The organism is Amycolatopsis sp. NPDC003861, assembly GCF_053605405.1.
Window position 1 is genome coordinate 1 of the sequence record NZ_JBSGJD010000046.1, and the last position, 20,232, is coordinate 20,232.

The window sequence follows — 20,232 nt, forward strand, 5'->3', positions numbered from 1 at the left end:
CACGCGCGGCCGCGGCCGCCGGCCGGGACACGGTCCGGCGCCGGTTCGGCATCACCCAGGTCGCCGCCCGCTTCGCCGACGTCTACCGGCGAACGAGCCGCAAACCCCGAAGGCCGGCGTCGTGAGCCGCCGCCTGGCGGCCGGTGCTTCCATCGGCCGGGAGACGGCGATGCCGAGGACCGAAGGTGCCGTCAGGCCGCTCGTGCCCGACGACCTCGACCGGCGGTTCGCCGGCGGGGACGCGGGCGCGCTGCGCGCGGTCTTCGACCGGCACGGGCCCGCCGTGCAGCGGCTCGCCCGCGCGAGCCTGCGCGATCCGGCGGACGTGGACGACGTCGTCCAGTCGACCTTCGTCTCGGCCTGGAACGGCCGGAGCACCTACGACCCGGGCCGAGCCGGCCTGCTGGTCTGGCTGCTGGGGATCACCCGCCGCCGGATCGTCGACCTGCTGCGTTCGCGCGGACGAGAACACCGGGACAGCGAAGCGGCCGCGGCCGGTGCGCCGCCGGAGACCGCCGCGGCGGAGTCGCCGGAGCGGGTGCTCGACCGGCTGATCGTCGCGGACGGCCTGGCGCGGCTCCCGGAGGCGCAACGCCTGGTGCTGCACCTGGCCTTCTACGCCGATCTGACCCACACCCAGATCGCCCACCGCACGAACCTTCCGCTGGGCACGGTGAAAAGCCACCTGCGCCGCGGCATGCGTGCGCTGCGCGACCAGCTCGAGTCGAGCGCGGAGGAGGTGAACGATGGCGCACCCGGATCCCGATCGCCTCACGCTGCTCGCCCTCGGTGACCCCGGCCCCGACACCGCTCACCTCGACACCTGCCCGGCGTGCCGTTCGGACTACGACTCGCTGCGCACGATCGCCGGACTGGGCCGGGAAGTGGCGGCCGAGCTGTCACTGCCACCGGTGGCCGACGACGTCTGGCACCGCATCGCCGCCGAGACCGGCCAGGACCCGGTGGGTTTGCCGGGGGCGGCCGTGTCGGCTGGTCAGGGTCCGGCGGACTGGCCGGGGGCGGGCGTGTCGGCTGGTCGGGATTCGGTGGGCTTGCCGGGGGCGAGTGTGCCGGTCGGCCAGGACTCGGTGGGCTTGCCGGGGGCGAGCGTGTCGGCTGGTCGGGATTCGGTGGGCCCGCCGGGGGCGAGTGTGCCGGTCGGTCAGGACCCGGCGGACTCGCCGGGGACGAGTGTGCCGGTCGGTCAGGACCCGGCGGACTCGCCGCGGGCGAGCGTGTCGGCTGGTCGGGATTCGGTGGGCTTGCCGGGGGCGAGTGTGCCGGTCGGCCAGGACTCGGTGGGCTTGCCGGGGGCGAGCGTGTCGGCTGGTCAGGGTCCGGTGGGCTTGCCGGGGGCGAGTGTGCCGGTCGGCCAGGACCCGGCGGACTCGCCGCGGGCAACCGTGCATGCCCTCCCGCGCCGTGGCCGGCGGACTCCGGCGCGCCGGCTGTTCCGGTACGCGGCCGTTGCCGTGGCGGCGGTTCTGGTCGCGGTCACGTTGGTGGTGACCGCCTCCGGCGGCGACCCCGGCCGGGTGGTCGCCGAGGTACCGCTGAGCCGCCAGGCTGGCGCACCGGCCGGGGCCGGCGGGCAGGTGCAGGTCGTCGACGACGGGTCCGGGACGGTGCGGCTGAACGTCCGGCTGACCGGGATGCCGGCCGCGGAGGGCCTCTACGAGGTGTGGCTCTACGACGGCGTGAAGACGATGATCCCGCTCGGTGTCACGGCCGGGGCCGACCTCGAGGTCGCGGTCCCGCCGGGGCTTTCCCTGAGCCGGTTCCCGGTGATCGACGTGTCGGCCCAGGCGCTGGGGCAGCAGGAGCACGGGACGAGCGTGCTGCGGGGGACCGTCCGTGCCTGATCGCCGGGAAACTTCCGCACGGCTGCATCCGATCCGGGGCCCCGGCTCGTATCCCGGGTGTCCAGTCCTCATCGGGAACGGAGTCATCATGCGCGTTCGGATGCTCGGGATGTCCATCGTGGCCGCGGCGGCCCTGGCCGGCGTGGCCGCCGCGCCCGCTCAGGCGGCGCAACCGGCCCACGGCGTCTCGCACCACCACCCGTACCACTTCGGGAAAGGCCGGACCGACCTGACGCTCGATCCGGCGGCCGCGAAGGCGCTCACTTCGCTGGGGGTCAAGGTTTCGCCGGTTCTGGCCCGGGTGAGCCACCCGGGCGGCCAGACGGTCTTCGGGTTCACCATCGTCGGCAACCCCCAGGACGGCACCATCGAGCACCTCGGCGGGCTGCTGCTGCGCGCGGGCGGCAAATGCCTGTACCTGACCGGCTACACCATCGATCTCGGGCGCGGTGTGGTGAGCGGCCGGATCGACTTCGGGACCCGCGCCGACCTGTTCACCATCGGCGCGGCGACCCCCGCCGGGGTCACCTTGGCGTTGACGGCACCGGCCGCGGCGCTGCTGAACAAGACGTTCGGCGTCAGCGCGTTCACCACGGGACTGGTCATCGGCTACGGGAACCCGATGATCCGCAAGTGACCGGAAGGGAAAGGGCACCATGGACGCACCGGGTCTGCACGCGTACCTCAGTTACCGGGACGCGGCCGCGGCCCTCGGCTGGCTGACCGCGACGGGGTTCGCGGTCGTGTCCCGTGTGGACGGTGCCGGCGGCGGCGTCGTCCACGCGGAGGTCCGGTTCGGAACGGTCGTGCTGATGATCGCCACCGCGGACGCGGACTACGACCGGCCGCGGTTGCTCGGCCGCAGCACCGGGGACGGGCTCTACCTGGGGTTCGACCGGCCCGAATCGGTGGACGGCTGGTTCGGCAGCGCCGTCGCGGCGGGCGCGCGGGCGGTGATCGCGCCGGAGGACACCGAGTGGGGGACGCGCCGCGCCCGCGTGCTCGACCCGGAGGGCAAGGAGTGGAGCGCCGGGACCCATCGCCCGGGGGCGGCCTGGTGAGGGCGCTCCTTCGCCGGTGGCGGTTCAGCGCGGTGGGGTGAGGTCGATCTCGGCCCACACGGTCTTGCCGGTGGGCCGCTGCGACTGACCCCAGGACACGCTCATCCCGGCCACCAGCTTGAGCCCGTGCCCGCCGCCCGCGGAGGGCGGCCGCGGGCAGACCGGATCGAGGCAGGTGTCGTCGACCTCCACCGAGAGCCAGTTCCGCTTGCGCAGCAGCCGGACCTGACGGGGCGGCGACCCGTGCCGGAGGGCGTTCGAGGCCAGCTCGTCGACCACCATGAGTGCGTCGACGCGCTGGTCCTCGGGCAGGTCCTGCAGCAACCGGTCGGCCCAGGCACGCACCCTCGCCAGCTCGGCGAGGTCGTCGGCGACCTCCAGCGCGATCACCCGCAACGAGTCGTCCAGCTGCTCGGTAGGCATCGAGGCCCTTCCTGTCGGTCGAGACGAGTCCGTGTGGGGCAGGGACTACCCGCTGGCCGCGGCGATCAACCCGCCCGCCGGAGAGTTCAGCCGGTGGGCAGGTCGATCTCGGTGTGCCGGTCGGCGAGCGTGCGGGCCAGGTCGGCGAGCTTGACGTTGAGGTCCTGGGACGTGCGGCGCAGGACGTCGAACGCGTCGTCCGCGGAGACGCCCCGGCGCGCCATGATGATGCCCTTGGCCTGGCCGATCACGTCCCGGCTGTCGATGGCTCTGCGTAGGTGGGCCGCCTGCAGCTCGGCTCGGGTCACGGCGTCGGTGGCGGCCAGGGCGAGGGAGGCGTGGGTGGCGAGCAGCAGCAGGACGTCGCGGTCGGCGGCGTCGAGCCCGTGGCGGTCGCGGGAGTAGACGTTGAGCGCGCCGCTCGACTCGCCGGCCGGGGGCCCGCTGATGAGGGCGGTGGACAGCACGGACCCCATCCCGAGTTCCGTGGCGGCCGGCGCCCAGCGGGGCCAGCGCGGTTCGGCCGTGAGGTCGGGGGCGATCGCGACGGCCGGGCCGCCGGGCTCGGCGGCTTCGACGCAGGGGCCTTCCCGGAACCGGTACTGCAGCCGGTCGAGTTCGGTGGCGACCTCGTCGGTCTCGGCGGGGGTGTGGAAGCCGCCGTCGGCGTCGAGGAGCGTGAAGCTGGCGAGGTCGGCGTCCGGGACCATCACCGTGGTGGCTTCGAGCACGCGCTGCAGGACGTCCTCGACGGTCGGGGCGGTGAGCAGGGTGCGCGTCAGCTCGGCGAACTGCCGGGCCAGGGGCCCGGGCGCGAGGAGGTCGGAGACGAACGCCTGTTTGTCGCGCTGCCAGTCCTGGTCACTGCTCATGCCGATCTCCCCGGGTCGCTGCGGAAGACGGCTGTGTGCTCAACCATCGCGACGACCAAACTAGCCCGCCGGGGCGCCGCCCGCTACGGCCGCCTGGGGCCCGGCGGGCCCGTGGTGCGCCGCCGCACCAGTTCGGTGGGCAGGGACACGTCGTCCGGCTTCGGATCGCCGCGCAGCAGGGCGAACAACAGCTCGGCGGCCGACTGTCCTTTTCGGACCATCGGCTGCCGGATGGTGGTCAGGCCGCGGGATCCGGCCTCCGGCGCGTCGTCGAAGCCGACCACCGACACGTCCTCGGGTACCCGCAACCCGCGCTCGGCCGCCGCTTCGAGCACGGCGATGGCCATCGTGTCCGACGTGGCCACCACCGCCGTCACGTCGTGGCCGGCCAGGAGGCGGTGCGCCGCCGGGACGCCCGCGGTGCGGTCGAAGCCGCCGGCCTCCATCAACGGCAGCCCCTCGAAGTCCAGGCCGGCGGCTTCGGCGGCCTCCTGGTAGCCGGTGAGCCGTTCGCGCACCACGCGTTCGGTGCAGGCGGCGCGGCGGCTCGCGTCGACCATCCCGCGGAAGCCGTCGGGCACCAGGCGTTCGGCGATGATCCCGAGCCGGCGGTGGCCCAGCTCGAGCAGGTGCTCGACCTGGGTGCGGGCGGCCGCGCGGTCGGGGATGCCGACGAGCGGAACGTCCGGCAGCCGCGGGGCGTCGACGACCACGATCGGGAGGCCGCGCGACCGGAGGGTCAGCAGCGCGGGGTGGTCGTCGGGCAGGCTGTGCACGATCACCCCGTCCACCAGGCCGCGCAACGCCGCCTGGCCGCCGCCGTCGTGGGGGAGCGGCAGGAGCGTGAGGCCCAGGTCGTCGAAGCGGCGCGTCCGCACGATGCCTTCGAGCAGGCACCGGGTGGAGGGGTCGGTGAAGGCGTACTCGAGGGTGTCCATCAGCATCACGCCGATCGCGCCGCTGCGGCCGGAGCGGAGACTGGCGCCGACGGCGTCGGGCCCGGCGTACCCGAGCCGGGCGGCGGCCGCCAGGATCGACTCGCGCTGGGCCGTCGAGAGCTTCTCGGGCCGGCCGTAGGCGTAGGACACCGCGGCCTGCGAGACCCCCGCGGCCCGGGCGACGTCCTTCATCGTGACCATCGGCGCAGTCTCCTCGATCGAGTCCGGTGACGCACGACCGCTTGACAGCGGCCCTACTCTCCGTTCAAATTTAATCGTATAACCAACCACGCAGTGAAGTCGGGAAGAGGCCGGACGTGACCGAGTTCGAACGCGACGCGCATGCCGTCCTGCTGCCGGTCGCCGGTGCGCTGAAGCCCGAACCGTGGCTTCGCGACCTGGTGGGACGGGGTACGCGGGCGGTCCTGATCGGGGAGACCCGCGAGGAGTACGTCGCCCGCGCGATGACCCCCGAGCGGCGGGCCGTCGAGTCGGCCGCGGACTTCGCGGCGTTCGCCGCCGACCTGGACGACATCGCCGGGGAGCCGCTGCTGTTCGCGGTCGACCAGGAGCCGTGGGGGATCGCCCGGCTGCACGACCTGGTGCCCGCCTTCCCGGACGCCGGCACCCTGGCCGGGCTGCCCGACGAGGAGATCTCCGCGGCCGCGGCCGCCGTCGCGCGGGCCGCTCGCGCGCTCGGGGTGAGCGTGTTCCTCTCCCCGGTGCTCGACGTCCTCTCCGGCCCGAACCCGTGGCTGACCGGCCGCACGCTGCCCTTCGGCCACGACGAGGCCGGGCGCATCGGAGCCGCGTTCGTGACGGGCGTCCAGAGCGCCGGCGTGCTGGCGGTGGCGAAGCACTTCCCCGGCCACCCCGAGCTCGCCCTGGACCCGGCCCTGCACGACACGGCGCTGGAAGAGCCCGTCCCGGCGAACCTGACCCCGTTCCGCCGGGTGGTGGCGGCCGGCGTGGGCGCGATCATGACCGGCCCGGTGGTGGTGCCGGCGATCGACCCGGCCGAACCCGCGTCGACCTCGGCGGCGACGGTGGCGGTGCTGCGCCGCGACCTCGGCTTCACCGGCCTGGTCGTCAGCGACGACCTGGACACCCCGGCCACGACCAAGGGCCGTCCGGTGCGCGAGACGGTGCTGGCGGCGCTCGCCGCGGGCGCGGACCTCCTCCTGCTCCCCGGCGGCCCCGAAGTCGCCGAGCTGGCCGCCGCCATCGCCGCCCGGGCCCAGGCGGACGACGCGTTCGCCGTCCGCCTGGCCCAGGCCGCCACCCGGGTCCGCCGCGCGGCCGGCGACTTCGCGCGCGGAAGGGCTTGACCCGCCCCGGTCACCTCGTGCGGTAGCATCGATGTGGAGATCATCTCCAGTTGCTACGGCGGGGGAGCGCGTGACTGCCGACAAGCCGCTGCGGGCCGACGCCCAGCGCAAGCGCGAGGCCCTGCTCGCCAAGGCTCGGGAAGTCTTCGACGCCGGAGGCTTCTTCGACCTGCGCTTCGACGACTTCGCCCGGCTGGCCGGCGTGGGCACCGGCACGCTGTACCGGCACTTCCCCACCCGGGAGGCGCTGGCCGAGGCGGTCTACCGCGGGGAAGTCGCCATGCTCTGCGAGCGCGCCCGCCGGTTGCAGGCCACCCTGCCCCCGGCCGAGGCGCTGGCGACCTTCCTGCGCACCATGGTCGATCACATCGCTGCCCACGCAGGCCTCGCCCGAACGCTGGCCACGCTGTGGGCCGACCGATCGGGTGCCCTCGCCGAAGGCGGCCGCGCGCTCGAAGAGGCGGTCGTCGACCTGGTGGCCGCCGCGGTCCGGGACGGCACCGTCCGCGACGACGTCGACGCCGGCGCCGTGCTGATGGCCCTGCACGGCATCGGCGCGGCCCACGACCGCCCCGGCTGGCGGACCGAGGCCGACGGTGTCATCACCCTCGTGCTGGACGGGCTGCGCCGCCCGCGCGAAGACGGATAGCTCGCCGCTTCGGCGAAGAAACCGGTGTCACCGAGCCAGCGGCTCCTGGCCGCCCGTCGGATGACGCCGCCCGGACGAGCCGCCCAGGCGGTGGTTCGCCTGGGCCGAAGCCGTCGTGATCCGGGACAGGAACGCGGTGACGATCCGGAGCTCGTCCGGGTCGGCGGCCTGCAGGACGGCCGCGACCTCCACGCCGGCGAAGGCGAGGAACTCGCGGGCACGCTCGCGGGCGGCGGGGGACGGGCGCAACGTCACCCGGCGGCGATCGGTGCTTTCGCGGCTGCGCCGGAGGTGGCCGGCCGCCTCGAGCCGGTTCACCAGGGCCGTGGTCGCACCCGTCGTCATGCCGATCCGCCGGGCCAGCTGCACGGGGGACAGCGGGGTGCCCGTCTCGGCGGCCCAGGTGATCTGACTCAGGGCGTTGGCGTCCGACCCCGGCAAGCCCATCCAGGCCGCGAGGTGCTGGGTGAGCTCGGCGAAGCCGACTGCCCAGTCCCGCAGCGAGTGCATCACGCCGACCTGGGCCGAGGTCCAGTCGGCGGTCAGCGGATCCGGCGTGGCCATGCAGATCCCTTCACCATGAAGTAGCTTCAGAGTAAAGCTACCTTGATCGGGAGTGAGATGAGCACACGACACGCGGTGGTCTCCGGGGCGAGCATCGCCGGTCTGTCGGCGGCCTTCTGGCTGCGGCGGACCGGGTGGGAGGTGACCGTGCTGGAACGAGCCGGGGCGTTCCGCGACGGCGGGCAGAACGTGGACGTCCGGGGCGCCGGCCGCGAAGTCCTGGCGCGGATGGGCCTGACGGAGGCGATCAAGGCCCGGAACACCACCGAAACCGGCACCGTCTTCGTCGACGCCGCCGGGCGGGTGTTAGGCGAACTGCCCACCGGCGGCCCGGACGGCGCGACCGCCGAGCTCGAAGTGCTGCGCGGCGATTTCGCCCGGACGATCCTCGAACACCTGCCCGACGGCGTCGACATCGGTTACGGCGAATCGATCACCGAGGTCGGCGAGGACGCCGCCGCGGTCTCGGTGACCACCACGTCGGGCCGGACGCTGCGAGCCGACCTCCTGGTCATCGCCGAAGGCGTCCGGTCCTCGACCCGCGACCGGCTCTTCGGCGACCGCGTCGAACGCCGGGACCTCGGGATCGCGATGGTGTTCGGCACGATCCCGCGGGTCACCGGCGACGACGACCGCTGGCGCTGGTACACCGCCGTGGGCGGCCGCCAGGTGCACCTGCGGCCGGACAACCACGGCACCACGCGGGCCATCCTGTCCTTCTCCCGCGCCGAAGACCTGACGCGCCTGGACCGGGCCGGCGCGCTCAGCCGCGTCCGTGCCCGCTTCGCCGACGCCGGCTGGGAAGCACCGCGAGTGCTGGACGCCTTCGACACCGCCGAGGACGTCTACATCGACAACCTCACCCAGATCCGCATGCCGGCCTGGCACCGCGGGCGGGTCTGCCTGGCCGGCGACGCGGCCTGGTGCGTCACCCCGATGGGCGGGGGCGGTGCGTCACTCGCGCTCGTCAGCGGCTACGTCCTCGCCGCGTCGCTGGCCGCCGCGGAAGGCGGCGACCTCGAACCGGCGCTCGTGGCCTACGAGGAGTGGATGCGGCCGCTCGTCGACGACGTCCAGACGCTGCCGCGCTGGATCGTGCCGTTCGCGTACCCGCGGACCCGGTTCGGGGTGCGGCTGCGCCGGATGGCCGACAAGGTCCTCACCTCGCGGCCGTTCGCCCCGTTCGTCGCGAAGGTGACGAGCGTCGCGGCCACCGAGCGTCCGCTGCCGCACCTCGTGACGAGCTGAGGAATCGTTGCTCGCCGGCGCTGCGGCCGGGCGTTCCGGCGGTCACGATGGACGGGTGACGCGGTGGACGGTGGGCAAGCGCTTCCGGCAGGTGCTGGTGTTCCTGCACGTGGCGGTGTCGGTCGGCTGGATGGGGGCGGGCGCGGCGAACGTCGTGCTCGCGATGACGGCCGGCTACACCGCAGACGCGGCCGTGCGGCGGGTGTCGTACGTGCTGATCGAGCGGATCGACGACTTCGTGGTCATCCCGGCCGCGTTCGCCACACTGGCCGGAGGCGTGCTGCTCGGCCTGGTGACGAAATGGGGGGTCACGCGGTTCTGGTGGGTGCTGGTGAAGCTGGTCCTCACGGTGGCGGTGATCGGCTACAGCACGTTCGGTCTCGGGGTCTGGGTCGAGCAGAGCATCGCGGCGGCCGGTTCCGGGGTCGAGAGCCCGGTGGCGGGCCGGCTGGCCTACGGGGCCGGGCTCAACATCCTGGCCTTCTTGTTCATGACGTGGCTGTCGGTGGCCAAGCCCTGGGGCCGCACGCCGTGGGCTCGCCCGCGATCTTCCGGGCGAAGCCGGGCCCTCGCTCCGGCGACGTCCGCGACCCGGTGACGGCCGCGGCGGTCACAGCCAGTCGTGCTCGTGGGCGTAGCGGGCCGCTTCGTGGCGGGTGCGGGTCTGGGTCTTCTGCATCGCGTTGGACAGGTAGTTGCGCACCGTGCCCTCGGCCAGGTGCAGCCGGCCCGCGATCTCGGCCACCGAATACCCCTCGCGCGTCGCGCGCAGGACGTCGAGCTCGCGTTCGGTCAGCGGGCAGTCGTCGACGACGGCGAGCGCCGAGACGTCGGGGTCGATCCAGCGCTTGCCCGCGTGCAGGGTCTGGATCACCGCGGTGATGTGCGCGGGTTCCGCGGCCTTGCTGACGAACCCCTGGACGCCCAGCTTCAGCGCCTTCCGCAGGACGCCGGGGCGGGCGTGCCGGGTCAGCATGAGGACGACCTGCTCCGGACGGGCCCGCCGGATTTCCGCGACCGCGCCGAGACCGTCCACCGCCGGCATTTCGAGGTCGATGACGAGCACGTCGGGGCGGTGGCGCAGGGTGGCCGCCACCGCCTGCTCGCCGTCTTCGGCCTCGGCGAGCACGGTGATCCCGCCCTCCAGCGGCAGCAGCGCCGCCAGCGCCTTGCGCAGCAGGACTTCGTCGTCGGCCAGCACCACGGTCGTCATCGGACGGCTCCGCCGAGCTCCGGGAACGCCACCGCCGTCAGGAACCGGCCGTCCTCGTGCGACACCTCGAGCTCGCCTCCGTTCTCCGCCAGCCGGTGCCGCAACGCCGAAAGCCCGCCGAGCGGACCGGGCTCGCCCGCGCCGTCGTTGACGATCGCGATCCCGGTGCGGCCGAGCGTGATCCGCACGTGCCGGGCCTCGGCGTGGCGCAGGATGTTCGTCGTCGTCTCGCGCAGCACCTGGCCGAGCAGCTCGCCGACGCGCGTGTCCGGCTCGGCTTCCCGTTCGAGGCGCACGTGGATGCCCGCCGCCTCGAACAGGTTCTTCGCGTTCTCCAGCTCCGCCGACAGGTTGAGCCGCCGCTGGGCGTAGGCGAGCTCCTTGGTCTGGACGATCGTGTCGCCGACGAGCGTGTGCACCTCCCGCAGCTCCTCCCGCGCGCGGTCCGGGTCGGCGTCCAGGAGCTTCTCCGCCAGCGCCACCTTGAGCTTCACCACGTGCAGCGTGTGTCCCTGGATGTCGTGCAGGTCGCTCGCGAAGCGGACGCGCTCCCGGGCGACGGCCAGTTCCGCCTCCCGCTCGCGGGACTGCTCCAGCTCGGCGACCAGGTCGAACAGCCGCTGGGTGGCGAACATGAACCCGGTGGAGATCAGCACGGCGATCGCCGGGACGGCCACGAACTGCACCAGCCGCGGCCCGGTGTCACCGGGGTGCACGAGCACGTTGGGCAGGCCCAGGACCGCGACCAGCGCGGCGACCCCGAAGAGGGCCGCGAGCCGGTGGCGGCGCAGCGGGGGGACGAGGAACGACCCGACGATGGACACGCCGAAGAACGCGCCGGTGTCGTCCGTCAGTGCCCCGGCCAGCCAGACGACCGAGGTGACGGCCAGGCTCGGCCGCGCGACGCGCAGGTAGTCGCCCGCCGTCCAGCGTTCGGCCGTCGCCAGCGCCGCGACGAGCCCGACGACCTGGATGCCGGCGTGCCACCACGACCGGGCGGTGAGCCCCAGCAGCAGTACGCCGACGAAGGCCAGCGGCGGCACCGTCGTGAGGAGGTTGAGCCGGCGCAGCCGGTCCTGCACGGCTCCGCCGGACCACCTCCGGCGGGTCTCGGTCATGGTCCTCCGGGGTCGGCGCGGTACCCGCCAGCATGCCGCACCGCCCGGGGCCCGACCAGTGACGCCACGTCATGCTTCCGGGGCCGGAATGTCACGGTGCGGTGGTGACGCGAGCGCACTGCCGCCCCGCCGCGATCGGCGCTGGAATGGCGGCATGTCCACGACACCGGTCATCGACGTCGATCGTCTCACCCTCACCTACGGCGGCTTCCCCGCCGTGAAGGACCTTTCGTTCCAAGTGGAACGCGGAGAGCTGTACGCCCTGCTCGGCACCAACGGCGCCGGGAAGACCTCGACCCTGGAAACGGTCGAAGGGCACCGCACGCCGACCTCGGGTGCCGTGCGGGTGTTCGGAAAGGACCCCCGCGACCGCGCCGCCGTCCGCCCGCGGATGGGGATCATGCTGCAGGAGAGCGGGTTCTCGCCGGACCTGACGGTGCGCGAGACCGTCGGCCTGGTCGGGCGGCTCACCGAACGCACCGACGACGTCGGGCGCGTGCTCGGCGTCGTCGGCCTCACCGGCAAGGCCGGGACCAAGGTGGGGCAGCTCTCGGGCGGCGAGAAGCGGCGGCTGGACTTCGCCACCGCCGTGTACGGCACCCCCGAGCTGGTCTTCCTCGACGAACCGACCACCGGCCTGGACATCCAGTCCCGCGACGCGCTCTGGGACGCGGTGGACCGGCTGCGCGAGGACGGCTCGACCGTCGTGCTGACGACTCACTACCTCGAGGAGGCCCAGCAGCGCGCCGACCGCATCGGCCTGATGCACCAGGGTGCCTTCCACCGCGAGGGCACGGTCGCCGAGCTGACCCGCACCCTGCCCGCGACCATCCACTTCGGACTGCCGCCGCACGCGCCGGCGCCGCCGCTGCTGGCTTCGCGGGGCGGCGACGGCAAGTTCCTCGTCGAGACCTTCGGCCTCCAGAAGGACCTGCACACGCTGCTCGGCTGGGCCGAGGACCACGCCGTCGAACTGCAGGACCTGGCGGCCGGGCCGACCCGGCTCGACGACGTCTTCCGCGCCATCGAACACTCCTGAGAGAAGGACTCCCATGCTCACGATCGCTCGCGGCGAGCTGATCCAGATCTTCCGCAACCGCCTGGTGCTGGTCACCGCCCTGGTGCTGCCGGCCGCGCTGAGCGCGTTCTTCGTCGCCAAGCGCGACCTGTTCACCGAGGGGGGCAGCATCGGCTACATCGCGACGCTGGCGCTGTTCTTCGTCGCCGGGATCGGCCTTTACACGACGTCGGTGACCACGCTGGCCTCCCGCCGCCAGAACCTGTTCCTCAAGCGCCTGCGCTCCACCGCGGCGGGGGACGCCGGCATCCTCGGCGGGCTGCTGCTGCCGATCACCGCGCTTTCCGTGCTCCAGATCGCGGTCATCCTCGGCGTGCTGGCCGGGGTCGCCGGGAAGCCGGCGAACCCGCTGCTGCTGACCGCTGCCGTGGTGGCCACCGTGGTCATGATGCTGGCGCTGGGACTGGCCACGGCGGGGCTGACGAACTCGCCCGAGCACGCGCAGGTCACGACGTTGCCGATCAGCATCGGCGTGCTCGCCGTGTCGGGCTGGGTCGGCCTCACCGGCACCGGCGACCTGACGTTGCTCAAGCGCCTGCTGCCCGGTGGCTCGGCGACCGAGCTGGTGCTGAACGCCTGGAACGGCGGCGTCCCGCTCGCCGATTCGCTCGTGCTCTTCGCGCCGACGCTCGCCTGGGTCGTCGTCGCCGTCGCGCTGGCCGCGCGGCTCTTCCGCTGGGAACCGCGCCGCTGAACCGCGGCCGGACGAAAGGAACACCGATGTTGCGCAAAACCCTGCTCACCACCGCGGTCGCCCTGCTCGGCGCGACGGCCGTGGCCCCGGCGTCCGCCGCGACCGGCCCGGCCTGGGGACCGTGCCCGGCCGGCGCCTTCCCGGTCCCGGACCTGCAGTGCACGACGATGAAGGTGCCGCTGGACTACGGCGACCCGGGCGGCCGCACGATCGACCTCGCCGTGTCGCGCATGCCGAGCAAGCACCCGGAAAAGCGCCGCGGCGTGCTGTTCACCAACCCGGGCGGCCCCGGCGGCGAGGGCCTGGACTACCCGCAGCTGCTGAAGTACCTGAAGCTGCCGGAGAGCGTGCTGGACGCCTACGACGTCATCGGGTTCGACCCGCGGGGCGTCGGGCGCAGCACGCCGGTGACGTGCGACCTGACGCCGGAGCAGCTGGCGGTCGGCAATCTGCCCTACGCCGGCGGCCCGGCCGACGTCGTGAAGCAGGCGAAGCTGGCGAAAACCGAGGCACAGCAGTGCCGGGACGCCGCCACCGGCCCGATGCTGCCCCACGTCACCACCGCGAACATCGCGCGGGACATGGACCGCATCCGGGCCGCGCTCGGCGAGTCCAGGCTGTCCTACCTCGGCGCGTCCTACGGCACGTACCTGGGCGCGGTGTACACGACGATGTTCCCGGACCGCAGCGACCGCATCGTGCTGGACAGCAATCTCGGCCCGGACGGCTACGACATCACGGCGATGCGCGCGTTCGCCCGGGGCATGGAAGACCGCTTTCCGGACTTCGCGAAGTTCGCCGCGGCGCACCCGGAGTACGGCCTCGGCCGCACGCCGGCGGAGGTGACGGCCAAGTTCCACGAGCTGGCGGCGCGCTTGGACCGCACCCCGGTGGCGGAGGTGACGGGCTCGGTCTTCCGCGGCTTGACGTTCAGCGGCCTGTACGCGACGGACCTGACCCCGCTGGCCGCGGACTGGCAGGCCCTCGACCAGGGCCGTCCGCCGAAACCGGCGCCCGTGTGGGGCTCGGTCGAGAACCTCTTCGCCTCCCGCTTCGCAGTGATCTGCGGCGATTCGCCGTGGCCGCGATCGGTGGCGACGTACCAGGTCAACGTGGCGGTCGACCGCATCCGCTACCCCTTGCTCGGAGCGGCCACGGCGAACATCTCGGCGTGCGCCTACTGGGCACCCCCGAAGGAGCAACCGGTGCGAATCACCGGCCACGGCCCGTCGAACGTCCTGATGGTGCAGAACGACCGCGACCCGGCAACGCCGTCGGTGAACGCTTTCAAGCTGCGCACGGCCTTCGGCGAGCGCGCCCGGATGGTGACGGCCGACCAGGGCGGCCACGGCGTGTACCTGGGTCTCAACCAGTGCGCGAACACAGCGGTGACGAACTTCCTGGCGACGGGGGAGCGGCCCGCACGTGACGTCCACTGCGCAGCCCAGGTCGGCGGGGGTTCCTGAGGGACCGCGCCGCCCGGTCACCATTCGGGGTGCTGACCCGCCGCACCTGTGCGGCGGGTCAGCACCCGATGCGCGACGACGCGTTGGAGCCGCGGTTGCGTGCCGAGGACGCTCTTCATCCCTTGTGAAGCGTCGGACTCGGTGGACGACGCGACGGCCGGCGCGCTGCCGTTGCGCGCTGATGAGGAAGTCGGCGGTGTGGCCGGGCCGTTCGGTTCTCGATGGCCAGCCCGGCCGCCAGAGCGATCATGCAGTGCCTCATCGACGCCGGGATCATCGGCCACGGCCCGTGGATGCGGGCGCAGGTGGTGAAAGCCGGAGCCGCGGAGTACCTGCCGGCGTGGGAGCGGGCCCGGCCGAGCGAGAGCTGGTTCGAGGAGGCGATCGACCAGCTGACGGCCTGTGGAGTCGGCGACACCGGGATGCTGCTGGCGCGCTCCGGCGATGGCACCGACGCGAGCGTGACGGAGCAGATGTACCGGCTCAACGACTACCTGGAGTGCGAGTTCGTCACCGAGGCGGGAAAGCATGCACTACCGGCCCGGCATCTGTGGTCCGCACTGTTCGCGTTTTCGGCACCGAGCAGCTTGATCCCGATGGGGCGCGAGTGCCGGCGCCGGGGCCTGATTCGCGAAGCAGCGCAGTTTTTCAAGCTTGTGCGTGACGGCGCAACCTCGGCCGCGCGCCGCGAACTCGCCGACATGATGCGCAATTGCGTTCGGGGTGTTCGCCTGGACTCGGCTCGGCAGCGGCATCTGGCCGCTGTGCGGGGCCATGGCGGTCGCCGCCGGGATCTTCGCCTGGGCGGGCATGAAGCAGCTTCCTCAGCGTGCTGAGGACGGCGACGGGGTTGAACACCTTGCCCGGAATCGCTGAGCTCGTTACCGAATACGTCGACGAAGCACGGGCTGTCCGGTGGCTGTGGGAGCACGCGCAAGCCGGCGATGCCGATGCCTACCTGGTCGGGGCGGATCTGCTGCTCGGCCGTGGTGAGATCGAGGAGGCGCTGCGCTGGTGCGACCGAGCGATCGAGCTGAACGTCGCGGGTGCGCGCATCCACGCAGCCAGGATGTACGCGCGCGCCGGCCTCAGCGATACGGCACTGGCGCACGCCCCGCATGCTGCCCGCCAAGGTGGACCGCAGGCGCTCGCCGAAGTCGCCAAAGTTCATGTGGAGCGCGGCCTTCGCCGTCGAGCGATGGAATGCTACGCCGAGGCCGCAGCACGCGGACACGACGAGTCGTGGGTGTCGGCCGCGGAACAAGCCGCGTTCCTCTTTGAGGTGGCTGCCGTTGCCGACTACTACCGGCGGGCCCGCGGTGCGGGATCGCCGCAGGCGGCGGCTCGGATCGCCGTCGCACTGTGTCGTCCCGACAGGCCGGAGACGATTCACGAGGCGGTGCGGTGGTACCTCGGTGTAGTGGATTCGGCTCACCCGGACACGGCACTGCCGGTGGCGGACTTCTTGGGTGGTGATGCCGCCGTAGCCGCGCTCGAGGCGTATTCGGCTCGCCACGGAGCGGACCCGGGCACGGCGATGAAGTGGCTGGCCGAGGGATTCGCATTGGCCGCGAGAAGAGCCGCGGCGGCGAACGCGTCGTTGCAGGAATCCACCAACACCGCGAAATTCCTGGGGGAGATGCCCTTGCGGGAGTTCGGTGGTGCGGTGTACTGGTTCGAGCAGGCGGCTTGCCACGGCTACCCCGCCGCACGGCTGCAAGCCGCGGAGTTGCTGCTCGAGTTCGATCGCACGTCCGAAGCGTTGGTGCTGCTGCGGGAGGTGCAGTCGACGGGACTGCTGCGCCGGACGGATCCGCGGCTGCTGGTCGCGTTGATCAGGGAGAAGCACTTCGACGAAGCGCTCGCGATGATCGAGTCCGAACTGGACGTCGGGGAACGTGGACGCTCGAGTCATCCTGGCCGACCGGCAGGTGCGGCAGAACCGGTACGACAAGGCGCTGGACCACTATCTCGTCGCCTTCTGCCGTGGGCGGGCCGATGTCTGGGACAAGGTCGAGCGGATCTTGAAGGCCAACGGTGATACCACCACTCTCGACGAGCTGCGTAGGTACGGCGTGACGGTCGAGGGCAAGCCAAGTCTGCCGTGGACCTTGGAGGACCTGGCGGTCGTCGGTGGCGATGAGGAAGGTGGCTAGGGCGGAGGCCGGGCGCCGCCCGGCACCGGGGTTCCGTGTCCCCGGTGCCGTGGCGGACGGAGGTTCTCGTGCGGAGTGCTGTGTCCGAGCCGGTTCAGTGGTGACGCTCACGCCGTGGGCGCGGTCCACTGCTGGTTCGCCTGGCCGTTGCACGCCCAGAGGAGGACCTTGGTGCCGTTCGCGGTGCCTTGGCCGCTGGCGTCCAGGCAGAGGTTGGACTGGACGCCGGTGATCGTGCCGTTCGCGTTGACCGTCCACTGCTGGTTGGCCTGGCCGTTGCAGTCCCAGATGACCACGGCCGTCCCGTTGGCGGTGCCCTGGCCGGATGCGTCGAGGCACTTGTTGCCGTAGACCGTCAGCTGGCGGCTCGCCGTCCGGGTCCAGGTCTGGCCCGGGCCGCCCTGGCAGTCCAGCAGTTGCAGCTGGGTGCCGTTGGCGGTGGTCGCGTTGGGCACGTCGAGGCAGCGGCCGGACTGCTTGCCGGTGATCGGCCCGCCGCCCCCCGGGGGTGTGCCGTCGGTGCCGGTGACGGTGAGCAGGGCCGCCTCGCCGGCGCCGACGGTGGTGGCGTAGCTCGAAGTGAAGGTGCCGCGGTCGGTGCCGGCCCAGACGTCGCGGACGACCGCCGAGCCCGACAGGCCCAGTGCCGACCACCGGGCGGTGATGGTGGCGGCCGAGCCGGTGCGGTTGAGCAGGACGACGGCCCGGCGGCCGGTGCCGGACAGCACCTTCTGGTAGACCTGCAGGCCCGAGGCGTCCTCGGCGACCTTGGTGCCCTGACGGCCGAGCGAGTCCTGGTCGATGGCGATCATCTCGCGGTTGGTCAGCGTCGCGCGGGTGGCCGCGCTCATGTCGCTGGGCTTGTTGCCCGCGATCAGCGGCGCGCCGGAGATCGCCCACAGGCTCAGGTGGGTGCGGTTCTGCGCGTCGGAGAAGCCGGGCAGGCCGGCGATGAGCATGTCGGGATCGTTGTAGTGGCCGGGACTCTGCGCGCTCGGGTGCTGTGCGGCGTCGAAGTTGGCCAGCATCTTCGACATCGACGGCCGCTCGCCCCAGTAGATGATGTCGCCGCTGGTCCGCCACAGGTTGGCGATGCCGGGCGCCCAGTTCCAGGGCTGGTTGCCGCCCCATTCGCAGACGGAGAAGGTCATCGGGCGCCCGGTCTGGGCGGTGGCGCGCGAGATCGAGTCGCTGATCTGGGTGTAGGCGGTGCGGGCGTTGAGCCCTTCGGCGTTGCCGCCGCACCAGTCCACCTTCACGTAGTCGAAGCCCCAGCGGGAGAACTGGAGGAAGTCCTGGTCGTAGTGGCCTTCGGCGCCGGTGCCGGGGTAGGCGGGGTGTCCGGTGGGGTAGTAGTAGCCGCAGCCGTTGCGGCCGGCGTCGGTGTAGATGCCCGCCTTCAGGCCCTTGCTGTGGATGTAGGCGGTGATGGCGGACATCCCGCCGGGCCACTTGGCGGTGTCGACGGTGATGTTGCCGCTCGCGTCGCGGCTGCCGGTCCACCAGCCGTCGTCGATGTTGACGTACTCGTAGCCCGCATCCTTCATACCGGAGGACACGAGCGCGTCCGCCTGCTGCTCGATGACGGCGTGGTCGATCGCCCCGGCGAAGGAGTTCCAGGAGTTCCAGCCCATCGGCGGCTTGGTGATCGGCGCCGGCGCGGCGGCGGCGCTCGACGGCGTCGCGAGGGAGAAGAGGGCGGCGATCAGTGCGCAGACCGTCCACAAAGGACCTGGTGAGCGCTTGGTTCGGCGTGCTTGCGCGTGCGGCAACGGAAACCCCCATCGGCAGTGACGGTGGAGTGTGAACGCTAACACAACTGCCGCGGAGGAGGCTTTTCCCGCTGAAACTTTCAGTTTCCGGCGCCGCCGGACCCGCTCCCGCAGGCAGCGAGAACGGCCCCGGCCGCGCCGACCCCCAAGACCCTCAGCACCCGGCGGCCTTCGTACGGGGATTCGGATCGCTCATGACGGCGAATCTGCCGCGTGAGCGTTCAGTCGCACCAACCCCACCCGCTGGTGGCGACGGCGTCGCCGACCCAGCCCGCGTAGCTGATGCAGTCGGGCGCGTAGCCGCGCACGACCGCGTAGTACTTGAAGTTCCCCTGGTCGATCAGGTTCCGGCTGTGGTCCTCGGAATCCCGGTACAGCGCGGCCATCGTGTCGCTGGCCACCCCGATGGACGTCCACTTGATGGTCACGACGCAGTTGTAGCCGCCGGACTTGTAGAGCAGGTAGACACCGCCGTACTCGCGTCCGGCGTCGGTTTTGGCCGGCTTCGAGGAGATGACGCGGTAGCCGCTGCCGCAGACTTCGGCCGCGGTGTACGGGTTCGTCGCCGCGCTGGCGGGCGCCGCGGTCGTCACCACGGCCGCGGCGCTCAGCAGCGCGCCGGCGAGAATGGTCCGGGTTTTCATGGCGATTTCTTCCTTCGCTCGGCTCGGTACACCGGGTGGGCGCAGGCTACGGGCGCCAGACCCGGCGTTCGCCCAGGTCGTCCCGGTGCAGGTTGACGCCGGGGCTGCAGAGTTGCGGCCCGTCCGCGCCGAGCTCGCACACCTGGATGGAGAGGCGGTCGAACCCGCCGACCCGGTCGGGATCGCCGACGGAGAAGTTGAACGGCACCGTCTTGCCGGGGCCCGCGGTGCGCCCGTCGCCGTCGACCTTCGTGTCACCGGCGTACGCGGTGAAGTAGACCCTGGTGGCGAAGTTGCCGCCGAAATCCTGCACGCTGCCCTGCAGGACGGCGCTCCGATTGCTCCAGATGACCCCGCCGGAACTCAGCCCGAGCGGGGAGACGTCGTTGCTGATGTCCCACGAGTCGTTGGGGAACGCGGTCGTCGTCGCGCCGGCCTGGCCGGCCAGAACCACCGGCAACGCCGCCGCGGCCACGGCCACCGCGATTCCCCTGATCCACGTCTTGCCCGTCATCGTGCGTGTCCCCTCGTCAAGATCGACCTGCTGTCGCCGGGGAGCCTGGCAGCGGGCACTGCAGTCGCACTGCAGTCTCGCGGAACGTGGCCGGTCGGGCGGAGCGGACGAGTGCCTCGGCCGAAAGTACGAGACGGGCTCGCCTCAGCCGGTATCGGGGCGCGGTGCGTCCTAACTTTCCGATATGACTACCGAAACCGCGCGGGAAAACCCGCCCAGCACGATCATCGCCGCCTTCTTCGGCTTCCTGGTGTCCACCGTGTCCGCGATCGCCGGCGGGCTGCTCGTCCTCAGCGCGCGCGACGAGATCGCGGCGGCTCTGCGGCGGACCAACCCCACGCTGGCGCCGGAGCAGCTCGACCGGCTCACGCTGGTCGCGCAGGCCGTTCCGGTCGCCATCGCCGTGGTCATCGCGCTGGTCTACCTGTGGCTGTCGTTCAAGCTCAAGGCCGGCCGCAACTGGGCGCGCGTCACGCTGACCGTCTTCACCCTGCTGCAGGCGGCGTCGCTGCTCACCACCGAACCGTCGTGGGCGGGCTACCTGAGCTGCGGGGTGGCCGTCGTCGCGACGGTGCTCAGCTACCTGACGCCGTCCAACCGCTACCTCGCCGGGGTTCGGCGCGCGGGCTGAG

The 20,232-nt window shown here is 72.4% G+C and carries 23 protein-coding genes; 14 read left to right on the forward strand and 9 right to left on the reverse strand.

The annotated features are described in order from the left end of the window. Positions 1 to 169: 169 nt before the first annotated feature. The 4 genes from ACWEVN_RS14570 (at position 170) to ACWEVN_RS14585 (ending at position 2,923) form a co-directional block, all read left to right on the forward strand. Positions 170 to 793, forward strand: coding sequence for an RNA polymerase sigma factor (locus ACWEVN_RS14570; protein WP_452051539.1), 624 nt, complete (start codon positions 170 to 172; stop codon positions 791 to 793). Further along, positions 747 to 1,862, forward strand: coding sequence for a hypothetical protein (locus tag ACWEVN_RS14575; RefSeq protein WP_452051540.1), 1,116 nt, complete (start codon positions 747 to 749; stop codon positions 1,860 to 1,862). The genes ACWEVN_RS14570 and ACWEVN_RS14575 overlap by 47 nt, the downstream gene beginning before the upstream one ends. An 88-nt stretch (positions 1,863 to 1,950) precedes the next feature. Next, the gene (locus tag ACWEVN_RS14580) at positions 1,951 to 2,499 is read left to right on the forward strand and encodes a hypothetical protein (RefSeq protein ID WP_452051541.1); all 549 of its coding nucleotides are present in this window, start codon (positions 1,951 to 1,953) and stop codon (positions 2,497 to 2,499) included. 19 nt (positions 2,500 to 2,518) lie between these two features. Then, positions 2,519 to 2,923, forward strand: coding sequence for a VOC family protein (locus ACWEVN_RS14585; protein WP_449680849.1), 405 nt, complete (start codon positions 2,519 to 2,521; stop codon positions 2,921 to 2,923). 24 nt (positions 2,924 to 2,947) lie between these two features. On the opposite strand, the gene ACWEVN_RS14590 is transcribed toward ACWEVN_RS14585, so the two are convergent. The 3 genes from ACWEVN_RS14590 to ACWEVN_RS14600 all read right to left on the reverse strand — a co-directional run bounded on the left by ACWEVN_RS14590 (position 2,948) and on the right by ACWEVN_RS14600 (position 5,357). Then, positions 2,948 to 3,346, reverse strand: coding sequence for an ATP-binding protein (locus tag ACWEVN_RS14590; RefSeq protein ID WP_452051542.1), 399 nt, complete (start codon positions 3,344 to 3,346; stop codon positions 2,948 to 2,950). 86 nt (positions 3,347 to 3,432) lie between these two features. Further along, positions 3,433 to 4,218, reverse strand: coding sequence for a GAF and ANTAR domain-containing protein (locus tag ACWEVN_RS14595; RefSeq protein ID WP_452051543.1), 786 nt, complete (start codon positions 4,216 to 4,218; stop codon positions 3,433 to 3,435). 83 nt (positions 4,219 to 4,301) lie between these two features. Continuing rightward, positions 4,302 to 5,357, reverse strand: coding sequence for a LacI family DNA-binding transcriptional regulator (locus tag ACWEVN_RS14600; protein ID WP_452051544.1), 1,056 nt, complete (start codon positions 5,355 to 5,357; stop codon positions 4,302 to 4,304). 116 nt (positions 5,358 to 5,473) lie between these two features. Between ACWEVN_RS14600 and ACWEVN_RS14605 the strand changes: the two genes are divergently transcribed. Both ACWEVN_RS14605 and ACWEVN_RS14610 read left to right on the forward strand, forming a co-directional pair. Beyond that, a complete protein-coding gene (locus ACWEVN_RS14605; RefSeq protein WP_452051545.1) occupies positions 5,474 to 6,484 on the forward strand; it encodes a glycoside hydrolase family 3 N-terminal domain-containing protein in 1,011 nt (336 codons plus the stop codon). A 70-nt stretch (positions 6,485 to 6,554) separates the two neighbouring features. Then, positions 6,555 to 7,133 (forward strand): TetR/AcrR family transcriptional regulator, encoded by a 579-nt coding sequence (locus ACWEVN_RS14610; protein WP_449680854.1) that lies wholly within the window; start codon positions 6,555 to 6,557, stop codon positions 7,131 to 7,133. 27 nt (positions 7,134 to 7,160) lie between these two features. Here ACWEVN_RS14610 and ACWEVN_RS14615 read toward each other — a convergent pair whose 3' ends face one another. Next, positions 7,161 to 7,697 (reverse strand): MarR family winged helix-turn-helix transcriptional regulator, encoded by a 537-nt coding sequence (locus ACWEVN_RS14615; RefSeq protein ID WP_449680855.1) that lies wholly within the window; start codon positions 7,695 to 7,697, stop codon positions 7,161 to 7,163. A 57-nt stretch (positions 7,698 to 7,754) separates the two neighbouring features. Here ACWEVN_RS14615 and ACWEVN_RS14620 point away from each other — a divergent pair, with 57 nt between their 5' ends. Further along, positions 7,755 to 8,945, forward strand: coding sequence for an FAD-dependent monooxygenase (locus ACWEVN_RS14620; RefSeq protein WP_452051546.1), 1,191 nt, complete (start codon positions 7,755 to 7,757; stop codon positions 8,943 to 8,945). Positions 8,946 to 9,000: 55 nt separating this feature from the next. Next, positions 9,001 to 9,543 (forward strand): hypothetical protein, encoded by a 543-nt coding sequence (locus ACWEVN_RS14625; RefSeq protein ID WP_452051547.1) that lies wholly within the window; start codon positions 9,001 to 9,003, stop codon positions 9,541 to 9,543. A 12-nt stretch (positions 9,544 to 9,555) separates the two neighbouring features. Here the strand turns inward: ACWEVN_RS14625 and ACWEVN_RS14630 are convergent, their stop codons facing one another. Further along, on the reverse strand, positions 9,556 to 10,158 hold the full coding sequence (locus ACWEVN_RS14630; protein WP_449680858.1) for a response regulator: 603 nt from the start codon (positions 10,156 to 10,158) through the stop codon (positions 9,556 to 9,558). After that, positions 10,155 to 11,276 (reverse strand): sensor histidine kinase, encoded by a 1,122-nt coding sequence (locus ACWEVN_RS14635; protein WP_452051548.1) that lies wholly within the window; start codon positions 11,274 to 11,276, stop codon positions 10,155 to 10,157. Before ACWEVN_RS14635 ends, ACWEVN_RS14630 begins: the two co-directional genes overlap by 4 nt. A 154-nt stretch (positions 11,277 to 11,430) precedes the next feature. Here ACWEVN_RS14635 and ACWEVN_RS14640 point away from each other — a divergent pair, with 154 nt between their 5' ends. From ACWEVN_RS14640 to ACWEVN_RS14660, 5 genes are all read left to right on the forward strand, one after another. Then, positions 11,431 to 12,315, forward strand: coding sequence for an ABC transporter ATP-binding protein (locus tag ACWEVN_RS14640; protein WP_449680860.1), 885 nt, complete (start codon positions 11,431 to 11,433; stop codon positions 12,313 to 12,315). Between the two features lie 13 nt (positions 12,316 to 12,328). Next, a complete protein-coding gene (locus tag ACWEVN_RS14645) occupies positions 12,329 to 13,048 on the forward strand; it encodes an ABC transporter permease (protein WP_449680861.1) in 720 nt (239 codons plus the stop codon). Positions 13,049 to 13,077: 29 nt separating this feature from the next. Next, positions 13,078 to 14,514, forward strand: coding sequence for an alpha/beta hydrolase (locus ACWEVN_RS14650; RefSeq protein ID WP_452051569.1), 1,437 nt, complete (start codon positions 13,078 to 13,080; stop codon positions 14,512 to 14,514). Positions 14,515 to 14,735: 221 nt separating this feature from the next. Further along, positions 14,736 to 15,350, forward strand: a complete 615-nt coding sequence (locus ACWEVN_RS14655) for a hypothetical protein (protein WP_452051549.1) — start codon at positions 14,736 to 14,738, stop codon at positions 15,348 to 15,350. Continuing rightward, positions 15,344 to 16,555 (forward strand): hypothetical protein, encoded by a 1,212-nt coding sequence (locus ACWEVN_RS14660; RefSeq protein WP_452051550.1) that lies wholly within the window; start codon positions 15,344 to 15,346, stop codon positions 16,553 to 16,555. Before ACWEVN_RS14655 ends, ACWEVN_RS14660 begins: the two co-directional genes overlap by 7 nt. A 222-nt stretch (positions 16,556 to 16,777) precedes the next feature. On the opposite strand, the gene ACWEVN_RS14665 is transcribed toward ACWEVN_RS14660, so the two are convergent. From ACWEVN_RS14665 to ACWEVN_RS14675, 3 genes are all read right to left on the reverse strand, one after another. Further along, on the reverse strand, positions 16,778 to 18,397 hold the full coding sequence (locus ACWEVN_RS14665; protein ID WP_452051551.1) for a glycoside hydrolase family 27 protein: 1,620 nt from the start codon (positions 18,395 to 18,397) through the stop codon (positions 16,778 to 16,780). Positions 18,398 to 18,663: 266 nt separating this feature from the next. After that, the gene (locus ACWEVN_RS14670; RefSeq protein WP_449680865.1) at positions 18,664 to 19,086 is read right to left on the reverse strand and encodes a hypothetical protein; all 423 of its coding nucleotides are present in this window, start codon (positions 19,084 to 19,086) and stop codon (positions 18,664 to 18,666) included. 46 nt (positions 19,087 to 19,132) lie between these two features. Then, complete coding sequence (locus ACWEVN_RS14675) at positions 19,133 to 19,600, reverse strand: hypothetical protein (protein ID WP_449680866.1); 468 nt, start codon at positions 19,598 to 19,600, stop codon at positions 19,133 to 19,135. A 184-nt stretch (positions 19,601 to 19,784) separates the two neighbouring features. Between ACWEVN_RS14675 and ACWEVN_RS14680 the strand changes: the two genes are divergently transcribed. Further along, the gene (locus ACWEVN_RS14680; RefSeq protein WP_449680867.1) at positions 19,785 to 20,231 is read left to right on the forward strand and encodes a hypothetical protein; all 447 of its coding nucleotides are present in this window, start codon (positions 19,785 to 19,787) and stop codon (positions 20,229 to 20,231) included. Position 20,232 lies beyond the last annotated feature (1 nt).

Bases quoted from the DNA above. Each gene is read 5' to 3' on its own strand.
- ACWEVN_RS14570 (WP_452051539.1), top strand. From the start codon at position 170: ATGCCGAGGACCGAAGGTGCCGTCAGGCCGCTCGTGCCCGACGACCTC.
- ACWEVN_RS14575 (WP_452051540.1), top strand. From the start codon at position 747: ATGGCGCACCCGGATCCCGATCGCCTCACGCTGCTCGCCCTCGGTGAC.
- ACWEVN_RS14580 (WP_452051541.1), top strand. From the start codon at position 1,951: ATGCGCGTTCGGATGCTCGGGATGTCCATCGTGGCCGCGGCGGCCCTG.
- ACWEVN_RS14585 (WP_449680849.1), top strand. From the start codon at position 2,519: ATGGACGCACCGGGTCTGCACGCGTACCTCAGTTACCGGGACGCGGCC.
- ACWEVN_RS14590 (WP_452051542.1), bottom strand. From the start codon at position 3,346: ATGCCTACCGAGCAGCTGGACGACTCGTTGCGGGTGATCGCGCTGGAG.
- ACWEVN_RS14595 (WP_452051543.1), bottom strand. From the start codon at position 4,218: ATGAGCAGTGACCAGGACTGGCAGCGCGACAAACAGGCGTTCGTCTCC.
- ACWEVN_RS14600 (WP_452051544.1), bottom strand. From the start codon at position 5,357: ATGGTCACGATGAAGGACGTCGCCCGGGCCGCGGGGGTCTCGCAGGCC.
- ACWEVN_RS14615 (WP_449680855.1), bottom strand. From the start codon at position 7,697: ATGGCCACGCCGGATCCGCTGACCGCCGACTGGACCTCGGCCCAGGTC.
- ACWEVN_RS14620 (WP_452051546.1), top strand. From the start codon at position 7,755: ATGAGCACACGACACGCGGTGGTCTCCGGGGCGAGCATCGCCGGTCTG.
- ACWEVN_RS14630 (WP_449680858.1), bottom strand. From the start codon at position 10,158: ATGACGACCGTGGTGCTGGCCGACGACGAAGTCCTGCTGCGCAAGGCG.
- ACWEVN_RS14635 (WP_452051548.1), bottom strand. From the start codon at position 11,276: ATGACCGAGACCCGCCGGAGGTGGTCCGGCGGAGCCGTGCAGGACCGG.
- ACWEVN_RS14640 (WP_449680860.1), top strand. From the start codon at position 11,431: ATGTCCACGACACCGGTCATCGACGTCGATCGTCTCACCCTCACCTAC.
- ACWEVN_RS14645 (WP_449680861.1), top strand. From the start codon at position 12,329: ATGCTCACGATCGCTCGCGGCGAGCTGATCCAGATCTTCCGCAACCGC.
- ACWEVN_RS14655 (WP_452051549.1), top strand. From the start codon at position 14,736: ATGGCCAGCCCGGCCGCCAGAGCGATCATGCAGTGCCTCATCGACGCC.
- ACWEVN_RS14670 (WP_449680865.1), bottom strand. From the start codon at position 19,086: ATGAAAACCCGGACCATTCTCGCCGGCGCGCTGCTGAGCGCCGCGGCC.
- ACWEVN_RS14675 (WP_449680866.1), bottom strand. From the start codon at position 19,600: ATGACGGGCAAGACGTGGATCAGGGGAATCGCGGTGGCCGTGGCCGCG.
- ACWEVN_RS14680 (WP_449680867.1), top strand. From the start codon at position 19,785: ATGACTACCGAAACCGCGCGGGAAAACCCGCCCAGCACGATCATCGCC.